Here is a 15,583-nt window from a genome sequence, read left to right on the forward strand (position 1 = left end):
AGGGGTTTCGTTCCTATTTTACCTGATGAAAATGATGCCCGGTCAGGGCAGTTTGTAGATATTTCCCGGCAGCGTTTTTATCTTTCCGTTTATTTCCAGTTCGAACAGCAGCGTCGTGAGTTGATAGACCGGCATATCCAATGCCAGGGCAAGCTGGTTGATATGCATCTCCTTTTCTTTCTGCATGATTCTCAGAATCGGGTTTTGTTCGGCCAACGGCTCCTGATCGGAAAAGAACAGTTCCGCTTGCACAGGTGTTACCGGTTCTTGCACGTCCCAGCAAAGAGCGGAGATCAGGTCTGCAGCTGAAGTAATCAGTCCGGCTTTGTTCTGCCGGATCAGGTTGTTGCAGCCTTTGGAATGGCTGTCGCCGACGCGCCCCGGAAAGCTGTAAACGTCCCGGCCATACGAGAAGGCAATATCTGCCGTCACTAAGGAACCGCCTTTTTCGGCCGATTCGACGACAATCGTGCAATCAGACATACCGGCTACAATCCGGTTCCGGCGAAGGAAATTAGGACGATCAGGCTCCGTCCCGCTGGGGAAATCGGTCAACAGGCCTCCGCGTTCCAGCATTTCGACAGCCGTAGAGCGATGGCTGGACGGATAAATGCGGTCCAGGCCATGCGCCAATACGCCGACAGTCGGCAATTGGTTTCGGAGAGCGCTTCGGTGGGCACAGATATCGATGCCGTAGGCCAATCCGCTGACGATTAATAAATCGGGGATAATTTGGGAGAGGTCTTTCAGAAGCGATTCGGTGAGTTCCCTGCCGTATTCGGTGGCATTGCGCGTTCCGACAATGCTGATGATCCGCGTTGCATCCAGATTGGTATTTCCTTTAAAATAGAAGAGGACAGGAGCGTCCGGACATTCCCTAAGGCGAGCCGGATAGTTCGCATCGGCCAGGAAGTAGCAGGAAATATGGTTCTTTTCGATAAAGACCGCCTCTTTTTCCGCCCGTTGCAGCACTTCCGGGCGTTTGATTTCGGCAGCTAAGACGCTGCCGATACCCGGGATTCTCTCTAACAACTGTTGCTTTTCAGCGAACACAGCCTCTGCTTCTCCCAATGTTTGCAGGAGATGGCGCGCCAGGATGTCTCCCACGCCGTTGATCATAGTAAGGCCGATTTGGTAAATCTGTTTTTCTGTCATGTATGTTCTATTCTTTTTAGCATTTCATCGAAATATTCGCCGCGTGTCAGTTTCCCGTTTTCTACGATTACTGATTCTACGATCCCTTTTGTTGCCAACGCATTGTCGGAAGCCCGGTAAATGTCCTGTTCGAAAACCAGTTTGACGCCTTTCTTATACACGTTGAGGCAGGAGATGTAGCTGTCGCCGCTTTTCAGGGAAGTTTTATACTGGATTTCTACCCGCGAAACGAATCCGTCCACTCCTTTCTCATGCATCTTTCCAAAGTTCTCGCCGAGCGATTCTAAGAATTCATGACGGGTATGCTCCATATAATGCTGGTAGTTGGAGTTGTTGACAACTCCCTGCAAGTCACATTCGTAGTCGCGGACTTTGTCTGTCAGTTTAAAGAGATATTCTTTCATTATTCAAACGATTTTTCGAGTTGAACTTTTTCCATTTTATATAGCCGGTCGGACGGGCGTATCTTCTCGTTTACCTTAAAGGAGAAACGTTCGCCCTTGACGGTTTGTTCTACCGGTTTGAGCTCTACGCGGATCTCGTCTATCGTCTGCATAACAGCGCCTGTAGTCGGTCCGGTAATCAGGATTTCATCGCCTGCTTTCAGGGTGCCGGACTCCATTTCAAATTCGGCCACGCCGATCTTGTCGAAGTATTTGATCCCTTTGGCGACATAAACTTTCTTCTTGGTCGAGCCGGAACCGTATTTGCTGCTCCATTCGCCTAAGCGTTGTCCTAAGTAATAGCCGTCCCAGAAACCCCGGTTGAACACGCTGCTGAGGCGTTCGTCCCAGGCGGCGACCTTTTCTTCTGTGAAAGTGCCGTTGCAGTAAGCGCGTACGGCTTCTTTATAGCATTCCGTTACGAGGCGCACATATTCCGGTCCGCGTGCACGCCCTTCTATCTTGAACACCCGCACGCCTGCATCCATCATCTTATTCATAAAATGAATGGTTTTCAGGTCTTTGGGCGACATGATATATTGGTTTTCAATATCCAGTTCGATGTTGCTGTCTTTATCTTTTACCGTATAGGCGCGGCGGCAAATCTGCATGCAGGCTCCCCGGTTGGCGGAAGCGTTCATCTCGTGCAGGCTCAGGTAGCATTTGCCGGAGACGGCCATACAGAGGGCGCCGTGGGCGAACATCTCGATACGGATCAGTTCGCCTTTCGGGCCTTTGATCTCTTGCTCGACGATCTGGCGGTATATTTCGTGCACCTGTTTCAGGTTCAGCTCGCGTGCCAGCACGACCACGTCGGCAAAGCGGGCATAGAATTTCAGGGCTTCTGCGTTCGAGATATTGAGTTGCGTGGAAAGGTGCACTTCCTGTCCGATGCTGTCGGCATAATTCATGGCGGCCACATCGGCTGCGATGATGGCGGAAACCTCTGCGGCTTTGGCTGCATCGATGATCTCGCGCATCAACGGCAGGTCTTCTCCGTAGATTACCGTGTTTACGGTCAGGTAGCTCTTGATGCCGTGCTCGCGGCAAATGGCTACGATCTTACGCAAATCGTCTGTCGTAAAGTTATTGGAAGAGCGTGAACGCATGTTCAGCCCTTCGATACCGAAGTAAATAGAGTCGGCTCCTCCCTGGATAGCCGCCATCAGCGATTCGTACGAACCGACGGGCGCCATTATTTCAAAATCTTTCTCGTTCAAGTTATTATACATTTACAGATTACTCTTGCAAAGGTAGGAATAATATCCGAGAAGATGTGCATTTGCATCCGCCTCCGGTTCCATGGGCATGCAACTTTAGTTCCATGGGCATGAAATAGTTTTTCCATGCCCATGGAATTTTTGGCGGATGCCCGGGGCTGTTTATGCGGATCAGCGTAAATGGTAAATTGTGACGAGAGGATTCGAGTCTTCGGTTATCTTTTGCAGGACCGGGTGTTGCTTCAGCTCCGGATATTTCTCTTTCAGGTATTCGATCTCTACGGCGGTGTTGAGTTGTACCATCAGTTTTTTACCCGGATAGGAATAATACGGCCAGACAGGAAGGCCGCCGTCTGTCTCGTTATGGATGCCGATACCCGTCAGAATCCGGTTATGTTTAAACAGTTCCATGGCATCGATTGAAGATTTTTCGTGGCATACCGCTCCGGTTTCCTTGTCCAGACTGAATAGATGGAATTGTGACTGGTTGTCGGCTTCGAAACATTTGACTATGTAGCGGCGCGGAGTCTCGAAGAAGCGGGAGATCCAGTATTTCCCGTCTACGATCGCGCCCGGTTCGGAACGTACCATCTTTTGTTCGTCGGCGGAAAAGCCGAAATCGATGCGGAAGGCAGGATGAATGCCGTCCATTCCCAAGTTCCAGACCGTATCGATGCCGGCAGAATAACAAAGCATGCCGCCTGTGCCTCCGTTAAAGCTCCACTCTCCCAGCAAAGTTTCCTTTAGTGGCAATAGATCCATGTTTCCGACAGTTTGACGGATCGCAACCGTGTCGTCTGTCGCTAAGTTGAAAACGCCGAGACTGAATATTCCCGGTGTATCCATCGGGATGCTTTCGCGGCCCATTTCGGCCATCGTGTTGGGACCGATGCAATATTGCCAGAGATAGGGGCGCAGTGTATTTACCTTTTTAATGAACTCGCCGTCAAAAGAGTAGAAAGAGGTGGAAAAAAATTCGCTGACACACAGCAGCCGGTTCTCATCGTCGACCGAGAGCGAGACGATCTGCGCCGTTTCTCCCGGCCCGTTTCCGGTTTTTGCGACGCTGCGGACAAAGTGTCCTTTGCGGTCGAACTGCAAAATACCGTCCTGGCGGGTGGAATAGATAAAGACATAATCGTCGGAAACAGCCAAATCCAGTATCTCGGCGATCAGGGATTCGTCTGTCAGTTCCAACGGAACATATTCGATTGATTTTATCTCGTCCGAAATCTCCACCCGGTCCGATGCAAAATTAGGGGCCGTCAGATCGAGTACCGGCAATTTATCGGTGGAATCTTTCGATCCGCATCCGGTCAAAGCAACAACGGCTATCAGCCAAAATAACATCTTTTTCATACGCTTTTTTCGGGCAAAAGTAGGAATAACGGTTTTCCTGGCGGTTTCACATCAGTTCACATCTGCTTAAAAATCACGAATAAAGGCGTCGCACTGTTCCGGCGTTCCCTTTTCGCCTGTCGTTTTCTGATACAGGCGGACGCGGCGCATCGAAATGGCCTGGTTGGTGCAACAGAGCAACATGGCGGCTGTAGAAGGCGGAACCTCCATTTTGATCAGGCAACACATCCGCCATTCCTGTTCGCTTAGTTTCGGAATCTTTCTTTTCAGCCGTTCGCGAAACTCCGGATAGGTTCGGTTGAAGGCTTGCAACAATTCTTCCCAATCCTTAGGCGTCGGTTTCCATTCTTCTTTTCTGTGGAAACGGAGATAAATTTCGGAAGAGAGGAAATCTGTTTCGGACAAACTATCAGCTGTCCTTTTCAGCCGATAACGGGAATAGCCCCAGGCTCCCGTTCCGCAAGACACTAAGAGGGCGATCCAGACGTACATCTGTCCCTGCTTTGTCTTTTGCGAGTCGGATAAACGCGCTTCCCATTCTTTCTGTTCCGAGGTGCGGAGAAGTTGGGTGACTTGGTTTTGTTCCATTTCTTTACGCAGGGCATCCTGATAATGCAGATAGCTTTTATGATAAAAGTCCGCTTGCAGGCTGTCTCCACGACTTTGGGCAACCCGTGACAAGGCTGCATAGAGATGCGGATGTGAAGGGGGAAGCCGGCTTAAATTCTTTTCCGCTTCCTTCAGTTGTCCCCGGCTGATCTGCAGGTCGGCGAGGGCCAGATAGAGTTCCGCTTTCTCTTCTTGGGAACGTGTTTGTTCCAGCTCAGTTTTCAGAATAGTTTCCGCCTCTTTCTGTTTTCCTGTTTGCCGTAATATCTGGGCCTGCCTGATCCGGCAACCGGCTTTTTGGTAGTAGTGAAAGGCGCTGTCTGTTTGTCCGGATAAGGCATAAATATCGGCTATCTCCCGGTAAAGAGCTATCCGAAGGGAGTCGCAGGCTGTCCCTTCGGCATAAGCCAATGCTGTCTTTTCGCTTTGCAGCGCTTTTGGTTTGAGAGACTGGTTCCGGTAAATCTTTCCCGTTTCCAGATAGGCGAGGGAAAGGGCTGTGCTGTCCTTTTCTTTTTCCGCTTGCCTGATCGCTTGCCGGTAAGTTTCCAATGCCGGAAGATATTGCAGCTGTTCTTTATAGAAAGCCGCTTGCCGGAGAAGTGTCCCGGTAGTTGCAATATCTTCCCGGCCGGTTGGCGTACAGGCTACGAGGAGACAGGCGAAAATGACCAGCCCTATTTTATGTATCATCGTATTCCTTGTTTTGAAGGGGTAAAGATAATACATAATCGTATCACAACCTGTCTTTTATTAGAGGATTGTAGTAATTACTATATTATTATATCTTTTAGCAGATTGCCGCTTTCCCCTCTGTTTTTGGCAGAAAATCAGTACCTTTGCGTGCGTATATTAAGATATAAGATGAAAATAGGAACAATAGATTTAGGTCAACATCCCGTCTTCCTGGCGCCAATGGAAGATGTTACAGATATTTCTTTCCGGTTGATGTGCAAACGTTTTGGTGCGGATATGGTGTACACCGAATTTGTTTCGGCAGACGCTTTGATCCGCAGTGTCAACAAGACGCAGCAGAAGTTGAATGTGGCTGACGAAGAGCGTCCGGTTGCTATCCAGATTTACGGGCGCGATGTCCCGACGATGGTGGAAGCGGCACAAATCTGTGAAGCGGCGCGGCCGGATATTCTCGATATTAATTTCGGTTGTCCGGTGAAACGTGTGGCAGGAAAAGGGGCAGGGGCCGGAATGTTACGTAATATTCCGCTGATGCTGGACATCACGCGTGAAGTGGTAAAAGCAGTCAAACTTCCCGTTACGGTGAAAACCCGTCTCGGATGGGATGCCGACAACAAGATTATTGTCGATTTGGCCGAACAGTTGCAAGATTGCGGTATTGCCGCTCTTTCCATACACGGACGTACACGGGCACAGATGTACACGGGTGAGGCGGATTGGACACTGATCGGCGAAGTCAAGAACAATCCCCGGATGCATATTCCTATTATAGGAAATGGCGATGTCACTTCTGCCGAGATATGCAAACAACGTTTTGAGCAGTACGGAGTGGATGCCGTGATGATTGGCCGGGGTAGTATCGGTCGTCCCTGGATTTTCCGGGAGGTGAAACATTTCCTGAATACAGGCGAATTGCTTCCTGCCGAGTCTTTTTCCTGGTATCTCGACATATTGAAAAAACAGGTCATACAAAGTGTCGAACGCTTGGATGAACGGCGGGGCATTTTGCATATCCGCCGTCATCTGGCTGCTACTCCGTTGTTTAAAGGTATTGCTGATTTCAAGCAGACGCGCGTCGCAATGTTGCGGGCGGAGACGGTCGAAGAACTGTTCGGTATTTTGGATTCCATCCCTGAACGCTATTCGATCTGAATGGGGAGTCCGGAAGACTTTCCTCTGCCGGAACAGGCTGTTTATTGATATTATAATAGTGTGAAATCGCGCACAATGTCAATTTTAAAAGGAAAAATGACAAATTTGCAATAAATTGTAACTAAAGACTCTTGCATTTATAATAAATATAGTTTATATTTGCAGTGAGTTTTTTTCATAGTATTTTAGATCTAAGGTTAACAAAAAGTCTTTGCGGGGAGGGGATCGAGAGATTGTTTCGCTGGAAAGCAGCAAAAAGGCCGCATCCTATTATATGGAGTGCGGCTTTTTTGTGGACATAAAATAAAGAAAGCCCGTTGTTTATCGCAACGGGCTTTTTCTATATACATATATAATGTATTAGTCTTTCAATTTAGCGCAAATAAATTCGCGGTTCAGGCGGGCGATGTTGCTGACAGAGATGTTCTTCGGACATTCCATTTCGCAAGCGCGGGTGTTGGTACAGTTACCGAAGCCCAGTTCGTCCATTTTGGCGACCATTGCTTTCGCACGGCGGGCAGCTTCCACTTTACCCTGCGGTAACAGAGCTAACTGGCTGACCTTAGCAGAAACGAACAGCATAGCCGAACCGTTCTTACAAGCAGCGGCACAAGCGCCACAACCGATACAAGCAGCAGCATCCATAGCCAAATCAGCATCAGCCTTAGGGATAGCAATTGCATTTGCATCAGGCACACCACCTGTGTTTACAGATACGAAACCACCTGCCTGGATAATTTTATCGTAAGCATAACGGTCTACCATCAAGTCGCGGATTACCGGGAAACCGGCTGAACGCCACGGTTCGATTGTGATTGTTTCGCCATCGTTGAAACGACGCATATAGAGCTGGCAAGTAGTAGCACCGGTTGCCGGTCCGTGCGGGTGTCCGTTTACATACAATGAACACATACCGCAGATACCTTCACGGCAGTCGTGATCGAAAACTACAGGGTCTTTACCTTCGTTAATCAGTTGTTCGTTCAGGATATCCAGCATTTCCAGGAAAGATGTGCCCTGGTTAATGTTTTTCAGCTGGTAAGTTTCGAACTGTCCTTTTTCTTTCGGACCTTTCTGACGCCAGACTTTAAGTGTGATATTTATATCTTTATCCATGATTCTAATTTTTGAAAATTGTTACTTCTTGTAGTTACGTGTCTGAGGTACTACGAATTCATAATTCAAATCTTCCTTCAGCATAACAGGATCTTTGTCTTCACCCTGATATTCCCAGCAAGATACATACATAAATTTATCATCATGACGAAGAGCTTCACCTTCTTCTGTCTGATGTTCAGTACGGAAGTGACCACCACAAGACTCTGCACGATCCAATGCATCGTGAGCCATCAGTGTACCGATCTCGATAAAGTCTGCCAGACGCAATGCCTTTTCCAATTCCACGTTCAGGTCTTCTGCCTGTCCCGGGATATGTACATTTGTCCAGAATTCTTTCTTCAGGTCTTTCAGTTTCTGGATAGCTTCTTTCAAACCTTCGGCATCGCGGGCCATACCGATGTATTCCCACATGATGTGACCCAGTTTCTTATGGATAGAATCTACAGATTCTTTACCCTTGATGCTCATCAATTTCTGGATACGGTCTTTGATAGCCTTTTCAGATTCTGCGAACTCAGGCAGGTCGGTGCTGAAACGCGGAACCTGGATCTGGTCGGACAGATAGTTCTGGATTGTATAAGGCAATACGAAGTAACCGTCGGCCAAACCTTGCATCAAAGCAGATGCACCCAGACGGTTAGCACCGTGATCAGAGAAGTTGGCTTCACCGATAGCGAACAGACCCGGAATGGATGTCTGCAATTCGTAGTCTACCCACAGACCACCCATGGAGTAGTGCAGAGCCGGATAGATCATCATCGGAGTTTCATATGGATCGTCGTTGGTAATTTCTTCGTACATGTCGAACAAGTTACCATATTTTGCTTTTACAACATCTTTACCCAGACGGTTGATAGCGTCGGAGAAGTCGAGGAATACAGCCAGACCCGTGTTGTTCACACCGAAGCCGGCGTCGCAACGTTCTTTGGCGGCACGTGAAGCCACGTCGCGCGGAACCAGGTTACCGAATGCCGGGTAGCGGCGTTCCAGATAGTAGTCACGGTCTTCTTCGGGGATATCTTTCCCTTTCTTCGTTCCGGCCTGCAAGGCTTTTGCATCTTCCAGCTTTTTCGGTACCCAGATACGGCCGTCGTTACGCAGTGATTCGGACATCAATGTCAGCTTGGACTGGTAATCGCCGTGTACAGGAACACAAGTCGGGTGAATCTGTACCATACAGGGGTTAGCGAAATAAGCGCCCTTCTTGTAGCACTGCCATGCAGCAGAACCGTTGGAAGCCATTGCGTTGGTAGACAGGAAGAATGTATTTACATAACCACCTGTTGCAACCACTACGGCGTGAGCGGAGAAACGTTCGATCTTACCGGTGATCAGGTTGCGTGCGATGATACCGCGGGCGCGACCGTCGATCTTGACAACGTCCAACATTTCGTGACGGGTGTACATCTTCACTTTGTTCAGACCGATCATGCGGCTCAAAGCGGAGTAAGCACCCAGCAGCAACTGCTGTCCCGTCTGACCGCGGGCATAGAACGTACGCGATACCTGAGCACCACCGAATGAACGGTTGTCCAACAGACCGCCGTATTCGCGGGCAAAAGGAACGCCTTGTGCTACGCACTGGTCGATGATAGAGTTGGAAACTTCTGCCAGACGATAAACATTAGCTTCGCGGGCACGATAGTCACCACCTTTGATTGTATCGTAGAATAGACGGTAAACAGAGTCGCCGTCATTCTGATAGTTCTTTGCAGCATTGATACCGCCCTGTGCAGCGATCGAGTGTGCACGACGGGGAGAGTCCTGGATACAGAAGTTCAATACGTTGAATCCCATTTCTGCCAAAGAAGCGGCAGCAGATGCTCCAGCCAGACCTGTACCTACAACGATTACATCCAGACGACGCTTGTTAGCGGGGTTCACCAGTTTCTGGTGATCTTTATAATTTTTCCACTTCTCAGCCAACGGGCCTTGAGGAATTTTAGAATCTATTTGAGTCATAATGATTTATTTTCAATTGAAGATTTAAACCTAAATTAAGCACCTACACCATTCAGGAAGAAAATAATTGTAATAACAGCGAACAAGCCACAAATGATAGTAGCTACCCACTTAGAAATGCATTCCCAACGGTTTAACCAGATTGTATTGTTCCAACCGATAGTGTGAATAGCGGACCAGAAACCATGAGTCAGGTGGAACCACAATGCGACGAACCATACCAGATACAGCACTGTGTTTACAACATTGCCCTGGAAATAGAAGTTGATGAAAGCGGCACCATCCTGCGGATGAATGTCTCCATGAATACCTGCCAGTTCGGCGAACATCATATTGTACCAGAACTGTGAAAAGTGCAAAATCATGAACAGGATAACAATCAGACCCAAAACAAACATGTTTTGAGAAGCCCATTCAACGCCTTTCGGACGGGCGTTGATAGCATAACGGTCATTACCACGTGCTTTACGATTCTGCAGGGTCAAAATGATAGCATACACAAAGTGTACTACCACGCCAGCAGCCAACACTAATGTACCAACCAGAGCATACCAGTTAGATCCCAGCAAACCGCAAATAACATTATACGCTTCACCAGAAAATACCGCTGCTATGTTCATACACAAGTGGAACAATAGAAACAGAATTAGGAAAAGACCTGATATACTCATTATCAGCTTCTTCCCGATAGAAGAATTAAGTAACCACATAAGATAATAATTTAAGTTATTTAATTGTATTTAGAAATTTCTTCCAATCTATGGTTATTATCGTGCAAAGGTAGGCTAAATCCACATATCACGCAAACGATTAAAGAAATATTTCGGCAATTGGATGGTTGATTTTCCAAGTGTTTTTTTGAGAGCGAAAGTTAATTTTTTCTACAATACTATTGCAGCTTTGCTACATTGTTGTATATTTGCAAAATGGTCAGGATATACAACCTTCTGATCAGAATATATAACTTTTTGCATAGGGTAGAATAGAATAACAATTAAATCGAGGTAATGAACGTCCTGAGGAGATGTATATTTTCCGGACTATTATTCGTATATGCGACTGGTATGATCTGGTGTCAGGAAAGAGGTAATGCTGTGAACTCCTTTCCTCCCGATTCTATTCGGTTACAATATCTGAAAGATTGCTGCGAACGGGCTGATGATACGCCTGAAGAACTATTGTATCTCGACTCTCTCCTAAACGAGTCGGAAGGTCCGGAAAACCGGAATTTTAAAGCTTATGCCTACCGGAATCAAATCCGCCATTATTTTAATGCTGTCGATTGGGAACAGGCCGAGAAGGTGTCGGTGCCTGCTATCAGTTTTTTCCGTCGTGAACAGATGCTGGATTATCTGTTCGAAACTCAGGCTATGATTATCACCTTATATACGGACCGTGGCGAATTTGAGCTGGCCCTTCAGAAAGGACGGGAGATGTATAAGGAAGCGAAAGCAATCGGGAGTGCGGGCGATGTAGCCGAGGCTTGCTATGTAATTGCCTATGCTTGTTATATCTCGGGACGGTGTAATGACGCTTTGGAATGGGCCGAACGGGGTGTTCGGCTGCTGGATGGCATGAAAGACAAACACATGAACCGGATGGAATTCTATTTTATTTTAGCGGAATCCAGCCGTCAGTTGAACCGGGAAGAGCGGGTGATCGTTTATGTCGACTCCGTACGCCGGGAACTGATCGATTTCCATTTGCTTAATCCCGACAAACCGAAAGATTATTTCTCCTATTACTGGATTTGGGTTTATTGCAATGAAGCGGATTACGAGCTTTACTGCAACCATCCGGCGGAAGCCTGTTCCTGCCTGAAGAAAGCCGACAAATATAAGCAAAGCGATATTTATGATACTTATAAGGATGGCCTCTATTTTACCTGGTCGGACTATTATCTGGCGGTAGGGGATTATGATCAGGCGACGGCGTGCCTGGACACGGCAGCCTACTATTTGCAACTCCGCCACTCGGGTGAGAATCCGGATGTCTGCCGTAGAAGAGCGGTTATAGCCGCTAAGAAAGGTGATTATAAACAGGCAACCGAAGAACTTCGCCATTGTGTGCAAATTGCCGATTCCCTTAGCTGTGCACGGTTTGACTGCCAATCTCATCAACTTCGTTCCTTCTTCCATATCAATCAACTCGAAACAGAAAGAAAAAAACAATCGTTAGTCATTCATTTCCAGTTAATACTGGCTTTCTCCCTTGCATTGGCTCTCTTGTTGCTCTGTTATTTGTGTTACCGTTTTTACCGGATTAAATGCCTGTTGGCTGTAGCGGTGGAAGAGGCGGTGGAGGCAGATGAGAATACTTCTGTTTTTCTGAGTAATATGACCCGCGTGGTAAATGATTTCCTGCAAGAAACATCTGCTTTTTCCGAGTCTCTGATCCGTGAGACGGAGATGGAGAAAAGACAGAAATATGCTGTTTCGCTTTGTTCGCGCAACGAACTGGCACAACGTGTTATTTTCGATATTTTGGATGTTTCGAAGATCGAGTCGGACCGGATGCAATTTCATTATGAAGATGTAAACCTGGCCCGGCTGGTACGTGAAGTCTATATGAAGATGCAATCGTCAGCTACCGAGGAGGTTCGTTTGTGCCTACTCCCGGTAAAAGAGATGCGGATGACGGCCGATCCGATACGGCTTGCCCAGGTTTTGGAGAATATACTTCATTGTGCATTTCTGCATGCCAAGTCAGGGGAAGTCTCTTTTGGATATCGGGCGGAAGGCGAAGAGGTTGTTTTCTTTGTTAGCTGCAAGGGCATCGTCTTTTCGGAAGAGGCTTGCCAGTTTATGTTCGACCGATTGGCGCAAACGGCCAGCAAGTTAGAGAATATACAATTGGGTATGGTGATCAGCAGAGGACTTATTATGAAAATGGGCGGACGCATGTCTATGCCGGTCCGGACGGAGTCGGGATGCCGGATAGAATTTGTGATGCCTCTTAAACATATATAGAAAGATGAAACGGTATATATTCATATTATGTATAGTTCTTTCGGTTTTTCCGTTCTCTCTTGTCTCTGCCGAGTTAGAGGGGACAAGGGCTTTGCCTGACTCCACCGCGGAACAGCTCCGGAAACTTTATGATGAAGCCGTAAGGAAAGAAGAATCGGGCGACTATAAAGGAGCGTTCGATTCATACCTTCATCTGGCCGACACACGGGATTCGCTCGAAGAGGTTTTTTATGTCCAGCAGATCGACCGCCTCCGGGCTGAGAATGAAGCCCGGCAAATGGCGGAGGAAAACGAACAGCTGCATTTGAAATCGGATTTCCTGTATTTGTTTATTTCCTGCCTGCTGTTCTGCTGTCTTCTGTTGTTCGTGATGATACAGGTCAATCGCCGGATGCGTAAAAAGCTGGCGGAGGCCCGTGATAAGGCAGAACGTTCCAAACAGTTGAAGTCAGCCTTTCTTGCCAATATGAATCATGAAATCCGGACACCTCTTAATGCCATCGCCGGTTTCTCGCAGTTGTTGGCCGATGAGACGGACCCGGAAGTTTGCGAACAATATATTAGCATAATTCGAAATAATAATGTATTATTGCTGGATCTGTTGAATGACGTGGTGGATATTTCCAGAATCGAGTCGGATACAATCTCGTTTTCTTATTCGAAGGTTTATGTGCCCGACCTGGTCGATGGATTGTGCAAGGTTTACGCACTGCAGGTCGCTCCGTCGGTGAAGCTGGTCATGGAGCCTATTCCTGATCTTCATATGTTTACAGATCGCAACCGGTTGACGCAAATACTCTCCAATCTTTTGTCGAATGCTGTTAAACATACATCGGAAGGGGAAATACGGGTCGGATGTGCCTTGTCTGGGTCGGAACAGATTCGTTTCTTTGTATCCGATACCGGTGAAGGTATCCCGCATGAAATACAGGGGAAGATCTTTGCCCGTTTTATCCAGGCTGTCGCTAACAAATCAAAGGGCGTCGGATTGGGATTGGCACTTTGCAAAGGTTTTGTAGAACACATGGGCGGTCAGATAGGAGTGGAGTCAGAGCCGGGGAAAGGTTCTGTTTTCTGGTTTACCCTGCCCTTGCGTATGCCGGATGATAGCGAAGCATTATAAAAAGAATATCATTATGAAAGTTGTACCATTTTTTGTTTGTGTTTTTATTTCTTTCTTGTTTGCCGGTTGCCAACAGGCGTCTCTTTCGGTGGAGGATACCGGCAAATCGTTAACCTATAGTATGGATGGCAAGCCTTTGTTCTCCTATAATTATGCGATGGTTTATCCGGCTCCCGGAGTGGATACGGTTTATAAGCGCAGTGGCTTTATCCATCCGTTGAAGACGTTGAAGGGTGAAGTGCTGACCAATTGTTCGCCTTCCGACCACTACCATCATTTCGGGTTGTGGTATGCCTGGACGAAAACGACGTTTGAAGGCAATGAGATCGATTTTTGGAATCTCAACAAAAAACAAGGAACTGTCCGTTTCCGTAATTTCGACCGTGTTTCCGATACCGGCTTTGCGGCGACGTTGGATCATGTTGTTTATCCGGATTCTCCCGCAGAAAAGATGGCGATGAATGAGAAACTGGAAGTCAGTATCGGCAAAACGGACTTGCCGGGCTATTATATCGATTACCACACAACGTTGCGTTGTGCCGGCTCCAGCCCGATTACAATGGAAGCTTACCGATATGGCGGTATATGTATACGTACGCGCGAAGACTGGAATGACCAGACCGCTGAAATGCTTACATCCGAAGGGCTTACCCGTGATCAGGCGGATGGCTCAAGAGCTCGTTGGTGCTATTTTCAAGGGAAAGCCGGAAACGAAGATGCCTGTATCCTGATTGTTGCCAATCCTTCCAATCTGAACTATCCGGAGCCTTTGCGTGTCTGGGACAAGACTGTCAATAAACCCGCCGGCGATGTGATGTGGAATTTCTCTCCGACAAAGCAGCAAGCTTTTACGTTGGAACCGGGTAAGGAGTTAAGCCTCTCTTACCGGATTTACGTGTTGGACCGGAAAATTGATGCGGCAACAGCAGAGAGATTGTGAGCTAACTTGCCGATAAATTAGGGGGCTTATTGTAAAAAATAGATTTTCCATCCCCAAAAGACATCTGAAACCAAATAAATGTTAATCCTCTTTTTTTACGTCAAAAAGAGGATTTTCCCTCTTTTTCGGGAGTTTTTCGCCATTGCGACCGTCCTCTTTGCCATTGCGACCGTTCTAATCTTCGCGAGGTGCCGAGTGCATCACCCATGAGGACGGTCGCAATGGCGATTACGACCGTCTTCTTTTGAAGAACGACCGTCCTCATGCCCAAAAGCCGCTCAAATTTCCTTGGGATATTTGAGACACCGTCCGTTTTATTTTCAAATATTCGATTCTCCGGGAGTTAAGGTTTATCACTTTGCCGGCGTTTACGCTTTCCGGCAATCAAATTGCACGTTTTTCGGGACGGACTTGGCAGCTCGTTCCGTTCGGTGTCAGCAGGAAAGGCAAAAAACGAGAAAAGAGACACTTCAAAATGGTTCAAGATTTTGGTTGAAATAGAAAAACGGGGAAAAAGGGGGTTATTGTCAATTTCTTTACATGAGATTTGAATTAAATTGAATGACAACATGAGGCTTTGATCTGGCAGGTTTCAAGGTTAAATGACCTATGTTATTTAACATGGTCTTAGCAGAACTGCGTTAGATTATGATAATAAATCCTTGCTTTTAGAGGAAAAAACAGCTTATTTATGTGATATCAGGTATCTTATTGATGAATAGTTATAGAATACAAATATTGCTATTTTCATATCACTATGAATATTATAACATCATTATTAATACATAATAATAGCATTATGCATATTTATTAGACATAAAGTCGATTCTCTCTTT

The 15,583-nt window shown here is 47.0% G+C and carries 12 protein-coding genes; 4 read left to right on the forward strand and 8 right to left on the reverse strand.

Annotation, left to right across the window (positions count from 1 at the left end; all coding sequences use genetic code 11):
* Nucleotides 1–42: 42 nt before the first annotated feature.
* From dprA to DW083_RS15935, 5 genes are all read right to left on the reverse strand, one after another.
* The gene (gene dprA / locus DW083_RS15915) at nucleotides 43–1,155 is read right to left on the reverse strand and encodes a DNA-processing protein DprA (RefSeq protein ID WP_122333036.1); all 1,113 of its coding nucleotides are present in this window, start codon (nucleotides 1,153–1,155) and stop codon (nucleotides 43–45) included.
* The gene (locus DW083_RS15920) at nucleotides 1,152–1,559 is read right to left on the reverse strand and encodes a thioesterase family protein (protein WP_115498499.1); all 408 of its coding nucleotides are present in this window, start codon (nucleotides 1,557–1,559) and stop codon (nucleotides 1,152–1,154) included. The genes dprA and DW083_RS15920 overlap by 4 nt, the downstream gene beginning before the upstream one ends.
* Nucleotides 1,559–2,818 (reverse strand): peptidase U32 family protein, encoded by a 1,260-nt coding sequence (locus DW083_RS15925; protein WP_122333043.1) that lies wholly within the window; start codon nucleotides 2,816–2,818, stop codon nucleotides 1,559–1,561. The genes DW083_RS15920 and DW083_RS15925 overlap by 1 nt, the downstream gene beginning before the upstream one ends.
* A 171-nt stretch (nucleotides 2,819–2,989) precedes the next feature.
* Nucleotides 2,990–4,177, reverse strand: coding sequence for a 6-bladed beta-propeller (locus tag DW083_RS15930; RefSeq protein WP_122333037.1), 1,188 nt, complete (start codon nucleotides 4,175–4,177; stop codon nucleotides 2,990–2,992).
* Nucleotides 4,178–4,243: 66 nt separating this feature from the next.
* Entirely contained in the window at nucleotides 4,244–5,479 is a 1,236-nt protein-coding gene (locus DW083_RS15935; RefSeq protein ID WP_122333044.1) for a tetratricopeptide repeat protein, read from the reverse strand.
* Nucleotides 5,480–5,650: 171 nt separating this feature from the next.
* Here DW083_RS15935 and dusB point away from each other — a divergent pair, with 171 nt between their 5' ends.
* Entirely contained in the window at nucleotides 5,651–6,634 is a 984-nt protein-coding gene (gene dusB, locus DW083_RS15940; protein ID WP_115498494.1) for a tRNA dihydrouridine synthase DusB, read from the forward strand.
* Nucleotides 6,635–6,994: 360 nt separating this feature from the next.
* Here dusB and DW083_RS15945 read toward each other — a convergent pair whose 3' ends face one another.
* The 3 genes from DW083_RS15945 to DW083_RS15955 are packed head-to-tail and all read right to left on the reverse strand — an operon-like array spanning nucleotide 6,995 to nucleotide 10,425.
* Complete coding sequence (locus DW083_RS15945) at nucleotides 6,995–7,750, reverse strand: succinate dehydrogenase/fumarate reductase iron-sulfur subunit (RefSeq protein WP_115498493.1); 756 nt, start codon at nucleotides 7,748–7,750, stop codon at nucleotides 6,995–6,997.
* Nucleotides 7,751–7,771: 21 nt separating this feature from the next.
* Complete coding sequence (locus DW083_RS15950; protein WP_122333038.1) at nucleotides 7,772–9,715, reverse strand: fumarate reductase/succinate dehydrogenase flavoprotein subunit; 1,944 nt, start codon at nucleotides 9,713–9,715, stop codon at nucleotides 7,772–7,774.
* A 35-nt stretch (nucleotides 9,716–9,750) separates the two neighbouring features.
* Complete coding sequence (locus DW083_RS15955) at nucleotides 9,751–10,425, reverse strand: succinate dehydrogenase/fumarate reductase cytochrome b subunit (RefSeq protein WP_115498491.1); 675 nt, start codon at nucleotides 10,423–10,425, stop codon at nucleotides 9,751–9,753.
* A 354-nt stretch (nucleotides 10,426–10,779) separates the two neighbouring features.
* On the opposite strand from DW083_RS15955, the gene DW083_RS15960 reads away from it, so the two are divergent.
* Genes DW083_RS15960 through DW083_RS15970 form a run of 3 tightly spaced genes read left to right on the forward strand, consistent with a single transcriptional unit; the run spans nucleotide 10,780 to nucleotide 14,747 of the window.
* Nucleotides 10,780–12,684, forward strand: a complete 1,905-nt coding sequence (locus DW083_RS15960) for a HAMP domain-containing sensor histidine kinase (protein ID WP_158582123.1) — start codon at nucleotides 10,780–10,782, stop codon at nucleotides 12,682–12,684.
* 4 nt (nucleotides 12,685–12,688) lie between these two features.
* On the forward strand, nucleotides 12,689–13,807 hold the full coding sequence (locus DW083_RS15965) for a sensor histidine kinase KdpD (RefSeq protein WP_122333040.1): 1,119 nt from the start codon (nucleotides 12,689–12,691) through the stop codon (nucleotides 13,805–13,807).
* Nucleotides 13,808–13,820: 13 nt separating this feature from the next.
* Entirely contained in the window at nucleotides 13,821–14,747 is a 927-nt protein-coding gene (locus tag DW083_RS15970) for a PmoA family protein (protein WP_122333041.1), read from the forward strand.
* Nucleotides 14,748–15,583 lie beyond the last annotated feature (836 nt).

The organism is Parabacteroides sp. AF48-14, from assembly GCF_003477465.1.
GTDB classification, from domain to species: Bacteria; Bacteroidota; Bacteroidia; order Bacteroidales; family Tannerellaceae; genus Parabacteroides; species Parabacteroides acidifaciens.